General features: G+C 63.7%; 16 protein-coding genes. 7 read left to right on the forward strand and 9 right to left on the reverse strand.

Annotated elements, in window-relative coordinates:
- Nucleotides 1-41 precede the first annotated feature (41 nt).
- The 3 genes from AC0L2H_RS31335 to AC0L2H_RS31345 are packed head-to-tail and all read right to left on the reverse strand — an operon-like array spanning nt 42 to nt 3,042.
- The gene (locus AC0L2H_RS31335; RefSeq protein WP_473593583.1) at nt 42-926 is read right to left on the reverse strand and encodes a F0F1 ATP synthase subunit gamma; all 885 of its coding nucleotides are present in this window, start codon (nt 924-926) and stop codon (nt 42-44) included.
- Nucleotides 927-952: 26 nt separating this feature from the next.
- Nucleotides 953-2,482: a F0F1 ATP synthase subunit alpha gene (atpA, locus tag AC0L2H_RS31340; RefSeq protein WP_107651353.1), complete on the reverse strand. Its 1,530-nt coding sequence runs from the start codon at nt 2,480-2,482 to the stop codon at nt 953-955.
- Nucleotides 2,482-3,042 (reverse strand): F0F1 ATP synthase subunit delta, encoded by a 561-nt coding sequence (locus AC0L2H_RS31345; protein WP_473593584.1) that lies wholly within the window; start codon nt 3,040-3,042, stop codon nt 2,482-2,484. The genes atpA and AC0L2H_RS31345 overlap by 1 nt, the downstream gene beginning before the upstream one ends.
- A gap of 539 nt (nt 3,043-3,581) precedes the next feature.
- Here AC0L2H_RS31345 and AC0L2H_RS31350 point away from each other — a divergent pair.
- Nucleotides 3,582-5,498, forward strand: coding sequence for an acyltransferase family protein (locus tag AC0L2H_RS31350; RefSeq protein WP_473593585.1), 1,917 nt, complete (start codon nt 3,582-3,584; stop codon nt 5,496-5,498).
- Between the two features lie 43 nt (nt 5,499-5,541).
- Here AC0L2H_RS31350 and AC0L2H_RS31355 read toward each other — a convergent pair whose 3' ends face one another.
- Together AC0L2H_RS31355 and AC0L2H_RS31360 are read right to left on the reverse strand one after the other, a co-directional pair.
- Entirely contained in the window at nt 5,542-5,937 is a 396-nt protein-coding gene (locus AC0L2H_RS31355) for an AGROH133_08824 family phage infection protein (protein WP_097574547.1), read from the reverse strand.
- A gap of 96 nt (nt 5,938-6,033) precedes the next feature.
- The gene (locus AC0L2H_RS31360) at nt 6,034-6,729 is read right to left on the reverse strand and encodes an aspartate/glutamate racemase family protein (protein WP_473593586.1); all 696 of its coding nucleotides are present in this window, start codon (nt 6,727-6,729) and stop codon (nt 6,034-6,036) included.
- Nucleotides 6,730-6,794: 65 nt separating this feature from the next.
- Here AC0L2H_RS31360 and AC0L2H_RS31365 point away from each other — a divergent pair, with 65 nt between their 5' ends.
- Entirely contained in the window at nt 6,795-7,001 is a 207-nt protein-coding gene (locus AC0L2H_RS31365) for a type II toxin-antitoxin system Phd/YefM family antitoxin (RefSeq protein ID WP_473593587.1), read from the forward strand.
- A gap of 68 nt (nt 7,002-7,069) precedes the next feature.
- On the opposite strand, the gene AC0L2H_RS31370 is transcribed toward AC0L2H_RS31365, so the two are convergent.
- Nucleotides 7,070-9,253, reverse strand: coding sequence for a primosomal protein N' (locus AC0L2H_RS31370; RefSeq protein WP_473593588.1), 2,184 nt, complete (start codon nt 9,251-9,253; stop codon nt 7,070-7,072).
- Between the two features lie 89 nt (nt 9,254-9,342).
- Between AC0L2H_RS31370 and fsa the strand changes: the two genes are divergently transcribed.
- A complete protein-coding gene (fsa, locus tag AC0L2H_RS31375; RefSeq protein ID WP_473593589.1) occupies nt 9,343-9,999 on the forward strand; it encodes a fructose-6-phosphate aldolase in 657 nt (218 codons plus the stop codon).
- A gap of 85 nt (nt 10,000-10,084) precedes the next feature.
- Here fsa and lptE read toward each other — a convergent pair whose 3' ends face one another.
- Nucleotides 10,085-10,672 carry an LPS assembly lipoprotein LptE gene (gene lptE, locus AC0L2H_RS31380; RefSeq protein WP_473593590.1) on the reverse strand — a complete coding sequence of 196 codons (588 nt, stop codon included), beginning with the start codon at nt 10,670-10,672 and terminating at the stop codon, nt 10,085-10,087.
- Complete coding sequence (leuS, locus tag AC0L2H_RS31385; protein ID WP_473593591.1) at nt 10,659-13,316, reverse strand: leucine--tRNA ligase; 2,658 nt, start codon at nt 13,314-13,316, stop codon at nt 10,659-10,661. The genes lptE and leuS overlap by 14 nt, the downstream gene beginning before the upstream one ends.
- A 146-nt stretch (nt 13,317-13,462) precedes the next feature.
- Here leuS and AC0L2H_RS31390 point away from each other — a divergent pair, with 146 nt between their 5' ends.
- Both AC0L2H_RS31390 and AC0L2H_RS31395 read left to right on the forward strand, forming a co-directional pair.
- On the forward strand, nt 13,463-14,125 hold the full coding sequence (locus tag AC0L2H_RS31390) for a YggS family pyridoxal phosphate-dependent enzyme (RefSeq protein ID WP_473593592.1): 663 nt from the start codon (nt 13,463-13,465) through the stop codon (nt 14,123-14,125).
- 100 nt (nt 14,126-14,225) lie between these two features.
- The gene (locus tag AC0L2H_RS31395) at nt 14,226-15,275 is read left to right on the forward strand and encodes an aldo/keto reductase (RefSeq protein ID WP_473593593.1); all 1,050 of its coding nucleotides are present in this window, start codon (nt 14,226-14,228) and stop codon (nt 15,273-15,275) included.
- A 63-nt stretch (nt 15,276-15,338) separates the two neighbouring features.
- On the opposite strand, the gene AC0L2H_RS31400 is transcribed toward AC0L2H_RS31395, so the two are convergent.
- The gene (locus tag AC0L2H_RS31400) at nt 15,339-16,244 is read right to left on the reverse strand and encodes a LysR family transcriptional regulator (RefSeq protein WP_473593594.1); all 906 of its coding nucleotides are present in this window, start codon (nt 16,242-16,244) and stop codon (nt 15,339-15,341) included.
- 122 nt (nt 16,245-16,366) lie between these two features.
- Between AC0L2H_RS31400 and AC0L2H_RS31405 the strand changes: the two genes are divergently transcribed.
- Together AC0L2H_RS31405 and AC0L2H_RS31410 are read left to right on the forward strand one after the other, a co-directional pair.
- Nucleotides 16,367-17,545, forward strand: coding sequence for an MFS transporter (locus tag AC0L2H_RS31405; RefSeq protein ID WP_473593595.1), 1,179 nt, complete (start codon nt 16,367-16,369; stop codon nt 17,543-17,545).
- Between the two features lie 48 nt (nt 17,546-17,593).
- A complete protein-coding gene (locus AC0L2H_RS31410) occupies nt 17,594-18,628 on the forward strand; it encodes an aldo/keto reductase (protein WP_473593596.1) in 1,035 nt (344 codons plus the stop codon).
- The last annotated feature ends 163 nt before the right edge of the window (nt 18,629-18,791 follow it).

Below are 18,791 nucleotides of genomic sequence, written 5' to 3' on the forward strand. Positions count from 1 at the left end.
GCGATCCGCCTGAAGGTCGGAGACCTTCGTGGCGAGCGCGCCTAGAGCGCCTCGGCGCCCGAAATGATTTCGATCAATTCCTTGGTGATCTGCGCCTGGCGCTGGCGGTTGTAGGTGATCGACAGTTTGTTGATCATGTCGCCGGCGTTGCGCGTCGCATTGTCCATGGCGCTCATCTTGGCGCCCATCTCGCCGGCTGCGTTTTCGAGCAGCGCGCGGAAGATCTGGACCGAGATGTTGCGCGGAATGAGGTCGGAGAGGATTTCGCCCGGCTCCGGCTCATATTCATAGACGGCGTTGCCGCCATTCGTCGTCTCGGCGGCGATCGATGGCACGCCGGCCGGGATGATCTGCTGCGCCGTCGGGATCTGGCTGATCACCGACTTGAACTGCGAATAGAACAGCGTGCAAATGTCGAAGCCGCCCTCGTTGAAGAGGCTGATCACCTTCTTGGCGATCGCGTCGGCATTGACGAAGCCCAGCGTCTTGACCTCGCGCAGATCGACGCGGTCGATGATCAGCGCCGCGTAGTCGCGGCGCAATATGTCAAAGCCCTTCTTGCCGACGCAGATGATCTTGACCTGCTTGCCATCGGCCAGGAGCTTGCGGATATGGTCGCGGGCGAGACGGGCGATCTGCGAATTGAAGCCGCCGCACAGGCCGCGCTCGGCGGTGCACACGACGAGCAGGTGCACGTCGTCCTTGCCGGTGCCGGTCATCAGCGCGGGAGCATCGCCGCCGCCGCCGATCGCCTGGGTGATGTTGGCCAGCACCGCGCCCATGCGCTCCGAATAGGGTCTAGCTGCTTCCGCCGCTTCCTGCGCGCGACGCAGCTTCGCCGCGGCGACCATCTGCATCGCCTTGGTGATCTTCTGCGTCGCCTTGACCGAGGCGATACGGTTACGAAGGTCTTTTAACGAAGCCATGCTTCAAACCTGATTCCCGGCTTCGTTCAAGCGAAGGTCTTGGCGAAGGCGTCGATCTCCGCCTTCAGCTTGGCGCGCAGATCGTCCGACAGCGCCTTTTCCTTGCGGATGCCGTCGAGCACGTCCTTGCCGGCCGAACGCATATGGCTGAGCAGCCCATGCTCGAATTTGCCGACCTGGTTGACCGCGAGCTTGTCGAGATAGCCGTTGACGCCGGCGAAGATCACCGCGACCTGCTCTTCGACCTTCAGCGGCGAGAACTGCGGCTGCTTCAAAAGTTCGGTCAGGCGCGAGCCGCGGTTGAGCAGGCGCTGCGTGGCGGCGTCGAGGTCGGAGCCGAACTGCGCGAAGGCCGCCATTTCGCGGTACTGCGCGAGCTCGCCCTTGATCGAGCCGGCAACCTGCTTCATCGCCTTGATCTGCGCCGAGGAACCGACGCGCGACACCGACAGGCCGACATTGACCGCCGGACGGATGCCCTGGAAGAACAGGTTGGTTTCCAGGAAGATCTGGCCGTCGGTGATCGAGATGACGTTGGTCGGGATGTAGGCCGACACGTCGTTGGCCTGCGTCTCGATGATCGGCAGCGCGGTCAGCGAACCATTGCCATTGTCGTCATTGAGCTTGGCGGCGCGCTCAAGCAGGCGCGAATGCAGGTAGAACACGTCGCCCGGATAGGCTTCACGGCCCGGCGGGCGGCGCAGCAGGAGCGACATCTGGCGATAGGCGACGGCCTGCTTCGACAGATCGTCATAGCTGATCAGCGCATGCATGCCGTTGTCGCGGAAATATTCGCCCATGGTGCAGCCGGCGAACGGCGCCAGGAACTGCATCGGCGCCGGATCGGACGCGGTGGCGGCGATGATGATGGAGTAGTCGAGCGCGCCGCGCTCCTCCAGCACCTTGACGAACTGCGCGACGGTCGAGCGCTTCTGGCCGACGGCGACGTAGACGCAGTAGAGCTTTTCCTTCTCCGGGCCGTTGTCGTGCACCGCTTTCTGGTTGAGCATCGTGTCGAGGATGATGGCGGTCTTGCCGGTCTGGCGATCGCCAATGACCAGTTCGCGCTGGCCGCGACCGACCGGGATCAGCGCGTCGATGGCCTTGAGGCCGGTCGACATCGGCTCATGCACCGACTTGCGCGGGATGATGCCGGGCGCCTTGACGTCGACGCGCTTGCGCTCGGTTGCCTTGATCGGGCCCTTGCCGTCGATCGGATTGCCGAGCGCGTCGACGACGCGGCCGAGCAGGCCAGGACCGACCGGAACGTCGACGATGGCGCCGGTGCGCTTGACGGTGTCGCCTTCCTTGATGTCGCGGTCGGCGCCGAAGATGACGACGCCGACATTGTCGGCTTCGAGGTTGAGCGCCATGCCGCGGATGCCGCCGGGGAATTCGACCATCTCGCCGGCCTGGACGTTGTCGAGGCCGTAGACGCGGGCGATGCCGTCACCGACGGACAGCACCTGGCCGACTTCGGAGACCTCGGCCTCCTTGCCGAAATTCTTGATCTGGTCTTTCAGAATTGCGGAAATTTCCGCGGCGCGGATGTCCATCAGCCGACCTCTTTCAGTGCAAGCTTGAGCGAATTGAGTTTGGTTTTGAGCGACGTATCGATCTGGCGCGAGCCCATCTTGACCACCAGCCCGCCGAGCAGCGACGGATCGACGGTGACAGTGATCGCCACATCCTTGCCGGCAACGCTCTTCAACGCCGCCTTGAGTTCGGTCTGCTGGGCCGCCGTCAGTTCATGCGCCGAGGTGACCTCGGCGGCGGCCTCGCCGCGATGTTCGGCGGCGATCTGGCGGAACGCCTTGATCATGCCCGGCACCGCGAACAGACGGCGATTGCTGGCGACGACACGCAGGAAATTACCGGTGAGGCCGGTGATGCCTGCCTTGTCGGCGATCGCCGCGATGGCCTTGGCCTGGTCCTCGCTGGAAAACACCGGGCTCTTGATCAGCCGGGCAAGGTCGGCGCTGCCGTCGAGCATGGCTTGGAAGCCGTTGAGGTCGGCTTCGACCTTGGCGACCGAATTTGCCTGCTGGGCGAGTTCGAACAGCGAACCCGCATAGCGCTCTGCGACACCTGAGATTGGCGATGACGATTGGGCCACGGACCGTCTTTTCTCTTGTCTGACAGGCCGCAGATTGTTGGCGCGAGCAATAAACTCTGGCTAAATCTTTGACCTTACTGCATTTTTTTAAGCACGGAGGCGCGGCTTCCGCTATCCCCGGCCGAAAGTCGATTGCCGTCTAGCACAGGCATTTTAAGACCGCAATGCGTCCTTCCGCATGGTTTCGGGCACTATTGTCGCATCCGGCGCCAGAGTTCAATCGCCAGCGTAGCGGATTCGCAGGTCTCGCCGTTTTGAGGACGACCGCGGCCAGGAGCTTCGGACCCAAAACCATATCAGATTTCAGCCAACTGCAGATGCGAAGTTGAGCCCGGGAACCGCGTCAGGCCAGCCTCTCCCGCGAGTGACTCTTGCGCCCATGATCTATGGTGGCCGCAATCGAACTTTGATACGGATCACCGCGATTGCTCTTCAGGATAATCTTGGGCCGGGACGGTCCAAAGGGGCGCTTCGGAATTTGCGGTGATATCTTGCAGCCGGTAGGTGAGGGACGGGGATTTCGGCCGGAGATACAGGGGTTGCGCGGCGTGGCGGTGGCCCTGGTCGTCATCTATCACCTGTGGCCGGATGTCCTTCCGGGCGGCTATATAGGCGTCGATGTCTTTTTCGTCATCTCGGGCTATCTGATCACCGGCATGCTTGCGCAGATGGCAATGCATGAAGGCCGCATATCGCTGATCGGGTTCTATTCCAGGCGCATCCGGCGGCTGTTGCCGGCTGCGCTCCTCGTTCTGGCCGCGACACTCTGTGGAACGCTGCTGTTCCTGTCGAAAGCCCGGTGGGAGGAAACCGCAAACCAGATTCTTGCCAGTGCGCTCTATATCGAGAACTGGCGCCTGGCCTCGATCGCCGTCAGCTATCTCGATGCCGACACCTTGCCGACGCCGGTGCAGCATTACTGGTCGCTGTCGATAGAAGAACAGTTCTATATCGTCTGGCCGCTCCTGATGATCGGCGTGACCTGGCTGTCGCGCCGCATGCGACTTCCGCCGAAGGGTTCATTGGTCGGGGCGCTGGCGCTGGTTTTCGTCGCGTCGCTGATCGCCTCCATAGTGACGACATGGCTGGATGCCGCTCAGGCCTACTTCGTCACGCAGACGCGCCTCTGGGAACTGGCGTTGGGGGGATTGCTGGTCCTGACCGAGCAGAGGTTTCGGCTGGATGTTCTCGCCAGGCGACTGCTTCTGATCGCGGGCCTGGCCGGCATCCTCGTCCCGGCAATCTGGTTTTCCGCGGCAACGCCATTTCCTGGCGCCGCCGCCTTGCTGCCGACCCTTGCCACCGCTTTTGTCATTCTGGCCGGCAATGTGCGGATCGGCCAGTTTCGCGGACTCGATTCAAAAGTTCTCCGCCTCATCGGCGACCGGTCCTACTCGATCTATCTTTGGCACTGGCCGCTGATCACCTTCTTCCAGGCTCTGGGTTATTCGCCGAGCCTTGCCAGCGGCGTCGGCCTGATTGTGGTGACCCTTGCACTGTCGCAGCTCTCTTATCGATATGTCGAGGAGCGCTATCGACGGGTTCAGACGAATGCCTGGTGGAAGCCGCTGGGCTACGGCAGCGCCGGGATTCTGACATGCGTCATCGCCTCGGGCGTCCTCCTCTATGCGTTGAAGACCGAGACAGTCGACACCGCCCTGATCGGAACGCCTTCCTACCCCGGGCCTGCTGCTTTGCTCTCGGGCGCGCCGACGCCGGCCAATGTGGATCTTCTCCCTCCGCTGGCCAGGCTGAGGCGGGACGTGCCGGTCGTCTACGCGTCCAGGTGCCATCAGGAGCAGGACGGCACGGATGCGACAGGGTGCCGGCTCGGCGACCCGGCAGGCACGACGACCATCGTTCTGGTCGGTGATTCCCATGCCGCGCAATGGATCCCGGCACTCGACAGGATCGCCACGGACCGCAAGTTCAGGTTCGTCAGCTTCACGAAGGCCGCCTGTCCATTCGCTCGGGCACCGATCGGCGGCGACAAGCCCTACGTGGCCTGCGCTGAATGGCGGGAAAAGGTGCTTGCCGAAATCATCAAGCTGAAGCCATATCTGGTGTTCACCAGCCAGTCCAACTATGGCTCTGTTCCGCAGGAGGAGATGGTCGAAGGGCTGCGTAGTCTTTGGCGCACCCTCACCTTGGCCGGCGCGCGGATCGCGGCAATCCGCAACACCCCTTATGTGAGGTTCGATCCCGGCGAGTGCCTGAGCGCAACGCCGACAAAATGCTTCACCAGCCGCAGCGAAGGCGCGCCGAGCGACGTTCTGGCGCTGGCCGCGAAGGCCGAGAACAATGTGGCCTTCATCGACATGAACGACGCCATTTGCGGACCGCAACTATGCCCGGCGGTTGTCGGCAACATCATCGTCTGGCGCGACAACCATCATCTGACGGCGAGCTATTCGCTTGCGCTTGCCCCCTATCTGGCGCGGAGGGCCGGACTTTAAGCTCCTGGCCTGACCGAACCGGCACAACCCGAACGGCTGCCAATCAGGGCAAAAAGCCGAAGGCGAAGGCGAGCGGCAAGGCCGCCAGCACCAATTCCACGGCGATCGAAACCCAGTTGAAAGGTGTGTTGGCGCCGTCCGACATCATCGACAGCAGGCGGCCGAAAGCGGTGAACAGCCAGGAAAAGCCGAGCGCCATGTAGAGCAGCGGCTGCGCCAACAGGATGCAGCACAGGCTGACCCCGAGATAGAAGCCCGACATGCGGCCCCGCCCTTCGGCGATCGCCGCCGCCTTTTCGGGCTTGACCTGCAGCCGCAGAATCCGGAAGGCCAGCCCCGGCGCCAGGAACAGCAGCAGGCCGAGAGCCAAGGTCACGACGGCACTCGACCATGCCAGCCACTCGCCCTGGCTCATCGGCCATGGAAACGCAAATTCCATCCTCGTCCCCTCGTAAATGGCTGTTTCGAAATTTCGGGCATTCTAGCGAAGGAAAGCCCTCGCGCCAGATGGCGGCAGTACTTTAGGAAGCGCACATCAAGAGAGCGCGAATGCCACCGCCGCCTCGGCATGGATGCGCGTCGTGTCGAACACCGGAATGTCGAAATCCTGCTGGCCGATCAGCATGGTGATCTCGGTGCATCCCATGATGACGCCGTCGATCTTCTCATCGCGCCGCAGGCGGGCGATTTCGTCGATATAAGCCGCCTTTGATTCGGCGCTGACGATGCCTTGGCAGAGTTCGTCGTAGATTACCTTGTGCACCATGTCGCGGCCGGCCTGCTCGGGCACCACTGGTTGCAGACCGTATCGGTCGGCGAGCCGTCCCTTGTAGAAATCTTGTTCCATGGTGAAGCGGGTCGCGAGCAGCGCAGGGCGGTCGACGCCAGCGCTCTTGACGGCGACCGCCGTGGCATCGGCGATATGAATGAGCGGAATCGATACCGCCGCCTGCACCTCATCGGCGAGCTTGTGCATTGTGTTGGTGCACAGCAGCAGACCTTCAGCCCCGCCGGACTCGAGCTTGCGCGCGGCCCGAATCAGAAGCAGGCCGGCGCCATCCCAGTCGCCGTGGTGCTGCCGCTCCGCGATCTCGGCAAAGTCGAACGACCACAGGAGCAGCTTCGCCGAATGCAGCCCGCCAAGCCGATCACGCACGATCTCGTTGAGCAGGCGATAATAGATGGCCGTCGATTCCCAGCTCATGCCGCCGAGAAGGCCAAGGGTTTTCATGGGGACTGTTCCTTTTTCTACGCAATCATCGATATTATAGACATGAGACTACAAGGGGGATTGTGGTGAAAACTGTTCAACTTCAGCAGGCCAGGAGGGAACTTTCGGCAGTCGTCGATGCCGCGGGAAGGGGGGAGCCAACCGTCATCACGAGATACGGTAAGCCAGTTGCCATGGTCGTCCCGGTTGATAATGCCCGAAAGCTCTATCCACAAAAAAGCGAGAAAAACCTTGCGGACTTCTGCTTCGGTATCCCGGCGGCATCGAATTAGGGCGAAATGAATCGGCATCGCGAGACGTCGAATTTTGATCCGTGCTCAATGAACCCGAAGGGGGGCCGCTACAAAAAGCTCTGTGGATCGATATCGACCTGCACCCTGACCGAGCCGCGCTGCTTCGGCCCGTTGGCCAGCATGGCGCGGATGAAGCCTTGCATGTCGGCGCGCTTTTCGCCCTGGATCAGCAGCCGGAAGCGGTGACGGCCGCCGAGCAGTGACAGCGGCGCCTCAGCCGGTCCGAGCACGAACAGGTCGGTGGCCTCGGGCGCGGCGCGGCGCAGGCCCCGTGCATGGCCCTCGGCTTCCGCCCGCGTCACCGCGCTGACGATGACGCCGGCCAGACGGCCGAAAGGCGGCAGCGCCGCCCGCTCGCGCTCGGCGATCTCGCGCTCATAGAAGGCCTCGGCATCGCCGGAGACGATCGCCCGCATCACCGGATGGTCGGGCTGAAAGGTTTGCAACAGGCCAAGGCTCTTCTTGCCGGTGCGGCCGGCGCGGCCGGTCACCTGGCTGAGCAGTTGGAAAGTTCGCTCGGCGGCGCGCGGGTCGCCATTGGCGAGGCCAAGATCGGCGTCGACCACCCCGACCAGCGTCATGTCGGGGAAATTATGGCCCTTGGCGACCAGCTGCGTGCCGATGACGATATCGGCCTCGCCATTGGCGATGGCCTCCAACTCGAGCCTGAGCCGCCGCACGCCGCCCATCAGGTCCGATGACAGCACAATTGTGCGGGCGTCGGGAAAATGCGTCACCACCTCTTCGGCGATGCGCTCGACGCCCGGCCCGCAAGCGACCAGATGGTCGAGCGTGCCGCATTCGGGGCAGGCTTCCGGGCGCTTCTCATTGTGCCCGCAATGGTGGCAGACGAGTTGGCCGCGAAAGCGATGCTCGACCAGCCAGGCCGAGCAGACCGGACAGCCGAAGCGATGGCCGCAGACCCGGCACAGCGTCAGCGGCGCATAGCCGCGCCGGTTGAGGAACAGCAGCGACTGCTCCTTCCTCTCCAGCGTCTGTCGCATATGGCCAAGCAGTACCGGCGACAGGAAGCCGCCACGCGCCGGCGGCGCGCGCCGCATGTCGATCGTCTTCAGGTCGGGGAGAGCCGCCTCGGCGAAGCGCGCCGAAAGCACCGCCCTGCTGTAGCGGCCCTGTTGCGCATTGACCCGGCTTTCGACCGACGGCGTCGCCGAGGCGAGCACGACCGGGAAGCCACCGATATGGCCGCGCACCACGGCCATGTCGCGGGCATTGTAGAAGACGCGGTCCTCCTGCTTGTAGGCGGGGTCGTGCTCCTCGTCGACGACGATCAGCCCGAGCTCCTTGAACGGCAGAAACAGCGCCGAACGCGCGCCGGCGACGACGCGCACGCTGCCTTCAGCCACTTGCCGCCAGACACGTTCGCGCATCCTTGGCGGCAGATCCGAATGCCATTCCGCCGGCTTGGCGCCGAACCGCTCCTGGAAGCGTTCGAGGAAGGCATGCGTCAGCGCGATCTCCGGCAGAAGGATCAGCACTTGGTTACCCCGGTCGAGCGCGGCGGCCACCGCCTCGAAATAGACCTCCGTCTTGCCGGACCCGGTCACCCCGTCGAGCAGGGTGACGCCGAATGCGCCGGCCGCGACATTGGCGCGCAGCATGGCGGCCGCATCGCTCTGGTCCGCCATCAGCGAAGGCCGGGCATAGTCAGGGTCGGGTGCTGCGACTACCGGCCGCGGCGGGATCATCACGGTCTCGAACACGCCTTGCGCCTTCAGCCCGTCGATGACGGTCGAAGACACGCCGGCCGCGTGCGCCAGGCCGGATCGCGTCCAGGCAAGCCCGCCTTCGGCCGTCTCCAGCACACGCATGCGCGCATCCGTCATCCGGTCGGGCATGGCCAGGGTGCGTTGCAGTCCCTCGATCCATGGTTCCGGATCGAAGGCTTCCGGCGCCCTGAGCAGCATGCGCGCCACCATGCCGGGCGCCGACAGCGTGTATTGCGCCAGCCAGTCGACGAAACGGCGCATCGCGCGGTCGATCGGCGGGCAGTCGAAGACCTGCTCGATCGGACGCAATTTCCTCGCATCGACCTTTTCCACGGCGCCATCCCAGACGATGCCGGCGACCTGGCGCGGGCCGAGCGGCACGCGTACGATCGAACCCGGCACCACGCGCATGCCGGCGGGCACGGCATAGGTGTAGGGCCGTTCGGCCGGCATCGGCACCAGCACCGGTGCGGCCGCGACAAGGGGCGAATCTTCCATCATGAGACGTGACCTTGCCTCGACTTTGGTCTAGAGCAAAGGCCGACCCCGAATGTGCAGGCCATGCACATAAAAATCCTCAGGAGACCGCCATGAAATTTTTTGTCGACACCGCCGATGTCAAGGAAATCCGTGAGCTGAACGATCTGGGGCTGCTCGACGGCGTCACCACCAACCCATCGCTGATCCTCAAATCCGGCGGCAAGATCGCCGACGTCACCAGAGAGATCTGCGATATCGTCAAGGGTCCGGTCTCGGCCGAGGTCGTCGCCACCGAATACAACGACATGATGGCGGAGGCCAGGATTCTGGCCAAGATCGCCGACAATGTCTGCATCAAGGTGCCGCTGACGCTGGACGGGCTGAAGGCCTGCAAGACGATCCGCACCGAGATGAACCGCATGGTCAACGTCACGCTCTGCTTCTCCGCCAACCAGGCGCTGCTCGCCGCCAAGGCCGGCGCCTCCTTCATATCGCCCTTCGTCGGCCGCATCGACGACACCGGTTCGGACGGCATGGAATTGATCCAGGAGATTCGGCAGATCTACGACAACTACGATTACCCGACCGAGATCCTGACGGCTTCGGTACGCACCGTGAACCACGTCAAGCAGGCAGCGCTCATCGGCGCCGACGTCATCACCGCGCCGCCGGCGACGCTGAAGGCGCTGGTCAAGCACCCGCTGACCGACAAGGGGCTGGAGCAGTTCCTCGCCGACTGGGCAAAGACCGGCCAAAAGATCGGCTGAGGCAAAGCACCCCGTTTTCGAAAAAAGGCCGAGCAATCGGCCTTTTCTTCATGTGCCGGCAATAGCCGAGCGCTTTGATCTCAGTCTAACCCGCCACCGTCTTTCCGTGTTTGACCAGATCCTGGGCGATCGACAAACGCAGCAGATCCGCCAGTTCGCGCGCCGCGCGGTTCTCGGCGTCGATCTGCGCCCTGTAGGAGGCGAACTCCTGGCGCGGCTTATCGAAGGACGAAGCGATCGAGCGCTTGCCCCTCGCGATCGCCGTGCCGGTCTTGGCGTCGGTCAGCACATAGTTCGCGGTCAGCGTCACCGTGCCTGCCGTCGGCTCGTCCTCGTCGGTCTGAATCTGCACGATGGCAGCGGATTCGACGAGTTCGCTGACGCCGAGATCGAGCGAATAGACCGGTGAAGCCGGCTCGCCCGCGCCCTGGCCGAGCGCGAAGATCAGATTGTTGCGGACCTGCTGGGCGTAGCGTGTATTGACCGGCTTGACCGAGATCGACGCCAGTTCGGCGGCGGCGCCGACTTGCGAGCCCGCGGTGAGCGGCGCGCTCGAATAGAGCGGGCGCACCGTGCAGGCCGAGAGCAGTGCCGCCGAGAAGACCAGGCCGCAAAGTGCCACCCGGCGCGGCAAACGCGTCAGATCTGTCTTTTCCGGATCAGGCAACGACATTGACGATCCTCTGCGGCACGATGATCACCTTGCGCGGTGCCTTACCTTCGAGCGCTTTCTGCACGAAGTCGAGAGCCAGAACCGCTTTTTCGACCGCACCTTGGTCCGCGTCGCGGGCAATTGTCAAATCGCCGCGCTTCTTGCCGTTGACCTGGACCGGCAGCACGATCTCGCTGTCGACGACGAGCGCCGGATCATAGACCGGCCACGGCCGTTCGGCGACAAATCCTGTCCCGCCCAAGGTCGACCAGCATTCGTCAGCCAGATGCGGCATCATGGGCGCGATCATGATGACCAACATTTCCAGCGCCTCACGCAACGCCGGAGCGTTTTCCGGGTCCAGACTCCTGCCACCCGGGACATTGGATCCGGCGGGCGCAAGCGCCTGGATGGCATTGACCAATTCATAGAGACGCGCGATGCCTTTGTTGAAAGCGATCCTCTCGATATCCTCCGCCACCTGCTTGGCGGCGCGATGCGCCATACGCGACAGTTCAAGCGCGGGGCCGGAAACGCCTTGTGCAGGGGATACTCCTGCCAGCGCGGGCGCTGCCTCCGACACCTGACGCCAGACGCGCTGCACGAAGCGGTGTGCGCCCTCGACGCCAGCTTCCGTCCAAATCACGTCGCGGTCGGGCGGCGAGTCGGACAGTACGAACCAGCGTGCGGTGTCAGCACCGTAGTTTGCCAGGATATCGTCGGGATCGACGACGTTCTTCTTCGACTTCGACATTTTCTCGATCGCGCCGATCTCTACCGGCGTACCGTCGCTGATCAAAGCCGCCTTTCGCTCCCCGTCGATCATGTCAACCCTGACCTCCGCCGGAGTGACATACTGGCCGTTGGCGCCGTTGCCGACGCGATAGGTCTCGTGCACAACCATGCCTTGGGTAAACAGTCCATCGAACGGCTCTTCGACCACATTGAGGTGGCCGGTCGCCTTCATGGCGCGGGTGAAGAAGCGCGAGTAGAGCAGGTGCAGGATCGCATGCTCGACACCGCCGATGTACTGGTTGACAGGCAGCCAGCCATTCTTGCCGTCGACCACGGCCATCGTCGTCGGCGCAGCCTCGTTCCACGGGTCTGTGAAGCGCGCGAAATACCAGGACGAATCAACAAACGTATCCATCGTATCGGTGTCGCGTCGCGCCGGCTTGCCACATTGCGGACAGTCGACATGCTTCCACGTCGGGTGATTGTCCAGCGGATTGCCTGGCTTGTCGAAGGACAGGTGGTCCGGCAACTCGACCGGCAAATTCTCGGCGCGCACGGGTACGGCGCCGCAATCGTCGCAATAGATCACCGGGATTGGCGCGCCCCAGCAACGTTGGCGCGAGACCAGCCAATCGCGCAGCCGGAACTGCACCTTGCGCTCAGCCTGCGGCCGATTGCCGATAGCTATGCCGGACAGCCTGGTCGCGACCTCGTCGAATGCGGCTTGTGGCGTCATACCGTCAAGGAAGCGCGAATTGATCATCACGCCGTCGTCCGTATAGGCCTCCTCTGTAATCTGGAAGGTCCTGGCGTCGGCGCCTTCCGGCATCACTACTGGAATGACCGGCAGTCCGTATTTATTAGCGAAGTCGAGATCGCGCTGATCGCCGGATGGACAACCGAAGATGGCCCCGGTGCCATAGTCCATCAGCACGAAATTGGCGACATAAACCGGCAGTGTCCAGCTCTCGTCGAACGGATGGACGACACGGATGCCGGTATCAAAGCCCTTCTTCTCGGCAGTCTCGATCTCGGCAGTCGCCGTACCGCCGCGCTTGACATCCTTGATGAAGGCAGCCAGCTCGGCATTGTTTTCCGCAGCCCTTCTCGCCAGCGGATGGTCTGCCGCAATTGCCATGAACGAGGCGCCGAAAATAGTGTCGGGCCGGGTCGTGTAGACCTCAAGCTCGCGCTCGCCGGCGGGCGCCGTAGCGGCAGTCAGCGGCCAGCGTATCAGCAGGCCTTCCGAGCGGCCGATCCAGTTGGCCTGCATCAGCTTGACCTTGTCCGGCCAGCGCTCCAGCGTCGACAGGCTATCCAGCAATTCCTGCGCCATCGAGGTAATCTTGAAGAACCATTGCGTCAGGTCGCGCTGCTCGACCAATGCGCCGGATCGCCAGCCGCGCCCGTCGATGACCTGCTCGTTGGCGAGCACCGTCATATCGATCGGATCCCAGTTGACCTTCGCCGATTTTCGCTCGGCCAGCCCGGCCTTCCAGAAATCCAGGAACATCTTCTGCTGGTGCTTGTAGTAGCTCGCATCGCAAGTGGCGAACTCGCGGGCCCAGTCCCAAGACAGACCCATCGACTTCAACTGGCTCTTCATCGTTTTGATATTGGCGTAGGTCCAGTCGCGTGGATTGACATTGTTGTCGCGCGCCGCGTTTTCGGCCGGAAGGCCGAAGGCGTCCCAGCCGATCGGGTGCAGCACGTTGAAACCCTTGGCCCGTTTGTAGCGCGCCACCACGTCGCCCATCGTATAGTTGCGCACATGGCCGATATGGATGCGCCCCGATGGATAGGGGAACATCTCCAGCATGTAATATTTCGGGCGCGGGTCGTCGTTGTGTGCTTCAAACAGCTTCTTTTCAGCCCAGGCCTTCTGCCATTTGGGCTCTGATGCGCGCGGATTGTATCGTTCGGTTGCCATCGGATGTTTTTCACTTAAAAAGCAGGCACGAGCCGCCGGACAACGGCCGGCGGCCAGGAAAATGTCGTCGCGGTGTTCACCATGGATTGCCGGACCCGTCAACTGCGGCGATCCGGCGTGCATGAAAAGACAGGCAGGATATAGGTATGGCGAGCCCCGTTGAACAGCTTTCCACGGTCAGGGCGAAAATCGCCGCAGCCGAGCATGAGGCCAGCCGCGAAGCCGGCGCCGTCACATTGGTCGCCGTGTCGAAGACCTTCGACGCCGCCGACATCCGCCCGGTCATCGAGGCAGGCCAGCGTATCTTCGGCGAAAACCGCGTGCAGGAAGCGCAGGCCAAGTGGCCGGCGCTGCAGGCGGCCTTCCCTGATATCGAGCTGCATCTGATCGGCCCGCTGCAATCGAACAAGGCCAGGGAAGCAGTCGCGCTGTTCGACGTCATCGAGACGGTCGACCGCGAGAAGATCGCCGCCGAACTCGCCAGGGAGATGGCCAGGCAGGGCCGCGCGCCAAAACTCTATGTCCAGGTCAACACCGGTTCCGAACCGCAGAAGGCCGGCATCGAACCGCGCGAGGCCGTCGCCTTCGTCGCCCGCTGCCGCGACGTCCATGGCCTCGCCATCGAGGGCCTGATGTGCATCCCGCCGGCCGACGAGAACCCCGGCCCGCATTTCGCGCTGCTGGAGAAGCTCGCCCGCGAGGCCGGCGTCGAAAAACTGTCGATGGGCATGTCCGGCGACTACGAGACAGCGATCGCCTTCGGCGCCACAAGCGTCAGGGTCGGCTCGGCGATCTTCGGCAGCCGATAAATCGTTATGCCAACGTGACAGGTTCATTGCGCCACCTCTGGAAACGAAACGTACCGTTCCTATTTGATCGATGTCATCACCAATCCTCCGGAGCCGCATCATGCGCTACAATCAACTTGGAAATACGGGGATGTTCGTCTCCGAACTGTGCCTCGGCACCATGACCTTCGGCGCCGCCGGTGAAAATGCCCAATGGGGCCTGATCGCCAGCCTCGACCAGAAGGGCGTCAACGAGATCGTCTCCCGATCAATCGCTGCCGGCGTCAACTTCTTCGATACGGCCGACGTCTATTCGTTTGGTCAATCAGAGCGTTTGCTCGGCCAGTCGCTCAGGGATCTCGGCATTGTCAGGTCGAACGTGGTCATCGCCACCAAGGTGCACGGCGCCATGGGCGAGGGGCCGAACCAGCGCGGCTCCTCGCGGGGCCATATCATGGATTCGGTCGATGCCAGCCTCGAGCGGCTGCGGCTCGACCATATCGATCTCTACCAGTTGCACGGCACCGACGCGGTGACGCCGATCGATGAGACGCTTCGAGCGCTCGACGATCTCGTTTCCAGCGGCAAGGTGCGCTATGTCGGCGTTTCCAACTGGCAGGCCTGGCGCATCGCCAAGGCGCTGGGCATCGCCGAGCGCAAGGGCTTTGCCCGCTTCGAGACGGTGCAATCCTACTACTCGATCGCCGGTCGCGACCTCGAGCGCGAGATCGTGCCGCTGCTCCACGAGGAAAAGCTCGGCCTGATGGTCTGGTCGCCGATGGCCGGCGGCCTGCTCTCCGGCAAATACGGCCCCGGCGCGCCCGGCAATGGCGAAGGCCGCCGCGCCTCCTTCAACTTCCCGCCTGTCAACGAGGACCGCGCCTGGGCGGCGGTTGCCGTCATGCGCGACATCGCCAAAAAGCACGGCGTCAGCGTCGCCACCGTGGCGCTCGGCTATGTCCTGGCCAAACCCTTCGTGATGAGCGTCATCATCGGCGCCAGCCGCATGGAGCAGCTCGAACAAAACCTTGCTGCCACCGAGCTGAAGCTCGACGCCGACGATCTTGCCAAGCTCGACGAGGTCAGCGCGCTGCCGGCCGAATATCCCGGCTGGATGCTGGAGCGACAGGCTGCCGGCCGGCGCCCTGCGCCTTTCGTTCCGAAGGCCTAGCAGGCAGCGTCAGGCCCCCTTTATGAAAGGTCGCGCGTCCTCAGGCGCGCGGCTTTTCTTCCTTCAGAGCCGCACGCTCTCTACCAGAAAATCGAGAAAAGCCCGCACCCTGGCCGGCAGGTGCTTGCCCTGGCCGACATAGACGGCATGCGTCGGCTCCTCGTCGCCGGGATTGAATTTTTCCAGCAGCGGCACGAGACGACCTGCGGCAATGTCGGGCGCGACGTGCCAGCGGGCCAGCCGGGCAATGCCCGCCCCGGCCAGCGCCGTCAACCGCATCGCCTCGCCGTCGCTGACCATCGCATTGCCGGTGACCGGAACCGTAAGAGGCGCCCCGGCCGTGTCGGTGAACGGCCAGCCATCAATGTATCGCGCGAAGCCGAAGGCAAGACGGTTGTGACGGTCGAGGTCGGCAGGCAGACGCGGCGCGCCGCACGCCTCAAGGTAGGATGGGGCGGCAACCACCACCATTCGGCTCTGGCCGAGCTTGCGCGCCACCAGCCGTGACTCGCGGAGCGGTCCGGCCCGGATGGCGACATCGGCGCGCTCTTCCATCAGGTCGATGACGCTGTCTGTCAGCACCGCGTCGACGGAGATCTCGGGGTAACGTTCGAGGAAGCGCGGCAGCAGCGGGATCAGCCGGTGCTGCCCGAACGGCACGTAGCTGTTGACGCGCAGCAGGCCGCGCGGTGCTGCCCCGACCGCCGCTTCGCGTTCGGCCGCATCCAAGTCGGCGAGGATGCGCCTGCCGCTGTCGTGGAAAGCGATGCCCTCCGGGGTGAGCTGCAACCGGCGTGTCGAGCGGCTGACGAGCCGTGCGCCAAGCCGTGCTTCCAGCCGCGCGATCAGCTTGCTCACCGCCGATGGCGTCATGCGCAGCGCCCGCGCCGCCGCCGAAAAGCTGCCGGCCTCGACGACGCGAACGAACACTTCGATCTCGCCGGAGCGATTGATGTCGGGTCTCGCCATTCGTGAATCTATTTCACAGAAAATGTGCCCGGGGCAAGTCTGGTTCACAGTTCGCCGCGACACGATCTTCCGGTCGGGACGCGGGGAAAACAGCGTCCTTTGCCACCAACAGGACGATGACCATGCCTCTTGCTCTCTACGCCCTCGCCGCCGGCGCCTTCGGCATTGGCGTCACCGAATTCGTCATCATGGGCCTGCTGCTCGATGTCAGCAAGGATCTCGGTGTGTCGATCTCGGCCGCCGGGCAGTTGATTTCGGGCTATGCGCTGGGCGTTGTCGTGGGCGCGCCGCTCTTGACCATCGCCACGGGAAGCTGGCCGCGCAAGACCGTGCTCTTGGCGCTGATGGCGATCTTCACGCTTGGCAATCTCGCCTGCGCGCTCGCCCCAGATTACTGGACGCTGATGGGCGCCCGCGTGATCACCGCCTTTGCCCACGGCACCTTCTTCGGCGTCGGTTCCGTCGTCGCGACCGGGCTGGTCGTACCCAACAAGAAGGCTTCGGCGATCGCGCTGATGTTCACCGGCCTGACCATCGCCAACATCCTCGGCGTTCCCTTCGGCACCTGGCTCGGCCAGGCCTTCGGCTGGCGCGCGACCTTCTGGGCCGTGACCGCTGTTGGACTGGCGGCCTTCGCAATCATCCTGCTGCTGGTACCACGCAGCCAGGTCGCTCCCGAGAAAAGCAACCTCCGCGCCGATCTGGCCGTGCTCGGCCGCAAGCCCGTCCTGCTTGGCTTCGCCACCACGGTGCTCGGCTATGCCGGCGTGTTCGCCGTCTTCACCTATATCGCACCTCTGCTGACCGAGATCAGCGGCTTTGCGGAAGCCGCCGTGTCGCCGATCCTGCTCGTCTTCGGCGGCGGCCTCATCGCCGGCAATCTGCTGGGCGGCAAGTTCGCCGACCGCTGGCTGGTGCCGTCCGTCCTCGGCAGCCTCGTCGTGCTGGCGCTGGTGCTCGGCACAATGACCTTTGCCCTGCACAGCCAGACGATGACCGTCATCTATGTCGGCCTGCTGGGTGCTGCCGCCTTCGCCACCGTGGCGCCGTTGCAGATGTGGGTGCTGGAAAAGGCCGAAGGCGCCGGCCAGAGCCTGGCTTCGTCGTTCAACATCGCTGCCTTCAATCTTGGCAACGCCGCCGGCGCATGGCTTGGCGGCATGGTCATCGCCCATGGTCCCGGCCTCGGCGCCGTCACCTGGGTCGCCGCCCTGCTGCCACTCGCGGCGCTCGGCGTGGCTGCGCTGGCGCTGCGTCTCGATCGCCCGACGCTCGGCGAACCGGCAACCGCCTGCTCGTAAGCGAGTCCGATGAAATCCGAATCCTCTTTGTCATCATAGGAGAAAAAGATGGAATATCGACGTCTTGGCACCTCGGGCCTGAAGGTCCCGGCGCTCTCGTTCGGCGCTGGAACTTTTGGCGGTTCCGGGCCGCTGTTCGGCGCCTGGGGCAACAGCGACGCGGCGGAAGCGCGGCGATTGATCGACATCTGCCTTGAGGCCGGCGTCAACCTGTTCGACACCGCCGACGTCTATTCGAACGGCGCTTCCGAAGAGGTGCTCGGCCAAGCGATCAAAGGCCGTCGCGACGCCGTGCTGATCTCGACCAAGACCGCGCTGCCGATGGGCGACGGGCCGGCTGACTACGGCTCGTCGCGTTCGCGGCTGATCAGATCCGTGGACGACGCGCTAAAACGTCTCGGCACCGACTATGTCGACCTGTTGCAACTGCACGCCTTCGATGCCGGCACGCCGATCGAGGAAGTGCTGTCGACGCTGGATGACCTCGTGCGCGCCGGCAAGCTGCGTTATGTCGGCGTCTCCAATTTCTCCGGCTGGCAGGTGATGAAATCGCTCGGCCTGGCGGACAGGCACGGATATCCGCGCTACGTCGCCCACCAGGTCTATTATTCGCTGGTCGGGCGCGACTACGAATGGGAGTTGATGCCGCTCGGCCTCGACCAGGGTGTCGGCGCGCTGGTCTGGAGCCCGCTTGGCTGGGGACGCCTGACCGGCAAGATCCGCCGTGGCGAGAAGCTGCCGGAAAAGAGCCGGCTGCACGACACCGCAAGCTTCGGACCGCCGGTCGAGGACGAACATCTCTACCGGGTCGTCGACGCGCTCGACGCGATAGCCGGGGAAACCGGCAAGACCGTGCCGCAGATCGCCATCAACTGGCTCCTGCAGCGCCCGACCGTAGCCTCCGTCATCATCGGCGCCCGCAATGAGGAGCAGCTTCGCCAGAACCTCGGCGCGGTCGGCTGGACGTTGACGCCGGAGCAGATGAACACGCTCGACGCCGCAAGCGAAGTCACCGCCTCCTACCCGTATTTTCCTTATCGGCGCCAGGAAGGTTTCGCCCGGCTCAACCCGCCGGCGGTTTGAGCGCGCAAGAGCTGACAGGCCGAGGGACAGCGCCCCCCTCTGTCCTGCCGGACATCTCCCCCTCAAGGGGGGAGATCAGTCGCTTCGGCGACCGTGCCATTCTTTCAACTTTAGTGTGGTGAAAACCGTTGTGAAATCCAATCTCCCCCCTTGAGGGGGGAGA

The organism is Mesorhizobium sp. WSM4871, assembly GCF_055811295.1.

Coding starts and splice junctions, on each gene's coding strand:
- AC0L2H_RS31335 (WP_473593583.1), bottom strand. CDS start 926: ATGGCTTCGTTAAAAGACCTTCGTAACCGTATCGCCTCGGTCAAGGCG.
- atpA (WP_107651353.1), bottom strand. CDS start 2,482: ATGGACATCCGCGCCGCGGAAATTTCCGCAATTCTGAAAGACCAGATC.
- AC0L2H_RS31355 (WP_097574547.1), bottom strand. CDS start 5,937: ATGGAATTTGCGTTTCCATGGCCGATGAGCCAGGGCGAGTGGCTGGCA.
- AC0L2H_RS31360 (WP_473593586.1), bottom strand. CDS start 6,729: ATGAAAACCCTTGGCCTTCTCGGCGGCATGAGCTGGGAATCGACGGCC.
- AC0L2H_RS31370 (WP_473593588.1), bottom strand. CDS start 9,253: ATGATGGAAGATTCGCCCCTTGTCGCGGCCGCACCGGTGCTGGTGCCG.
- fsa (WP_473593589.1), top strand. CDS start 9,343: ATGAAATTTTTTGTCGACACCGCCGATGTCAAGGAAATCCGTGAGCTG.
- lptE (WP_473593590.1), bottom strand. CDS start 10,672: ATGTCGTTGCCTGATCCGGAAAAGACAGATCTGACGCGTTTGCCGCGC.
- leuS (WP_473593591.1), bottom strand. CDS start 13,316: ATGGCAACCGAACGATACAATCCGCGCGCATCAGAGCCCAAATGGCAG.
- AC0L2H_RS31390 (WP_473593592.1), top strand. CDS start 13,463: ATGGCGAGCCCCGTTGAACAGCTTTCCACGGTCAGGGCGAAAATCGCC.
- AC0L2H_RS31395 (WP_473593593.1), top strand. CDS start 14,226: ATGCGCTACAATCAACTTGGAAATACGGGGATGTTCGTCTCCGAACTG.
- AC0L2H_RS31400 (WP_473593594.1), bottom strand. CDS start 16,244: ATGGCGAGACCCGACATCAATCGCTCCGGCGAGATCGAAGTGTTCGTT.
- AC0L2H_RS31405 (WP_473593595.1), top strand. CDS start 16,367: ATGCCTCTTGCTCTCTACGCCCTCGCCGCCGGCGCCTTCGGCATTGGC.
- AC0L2H_RS31410 (WP_473593596.1), top strand. CDS start 17,594: ATGGAATATCGACGTCTTGGCACCTCGGGCCTGAAGGTCCCGGCGCTC.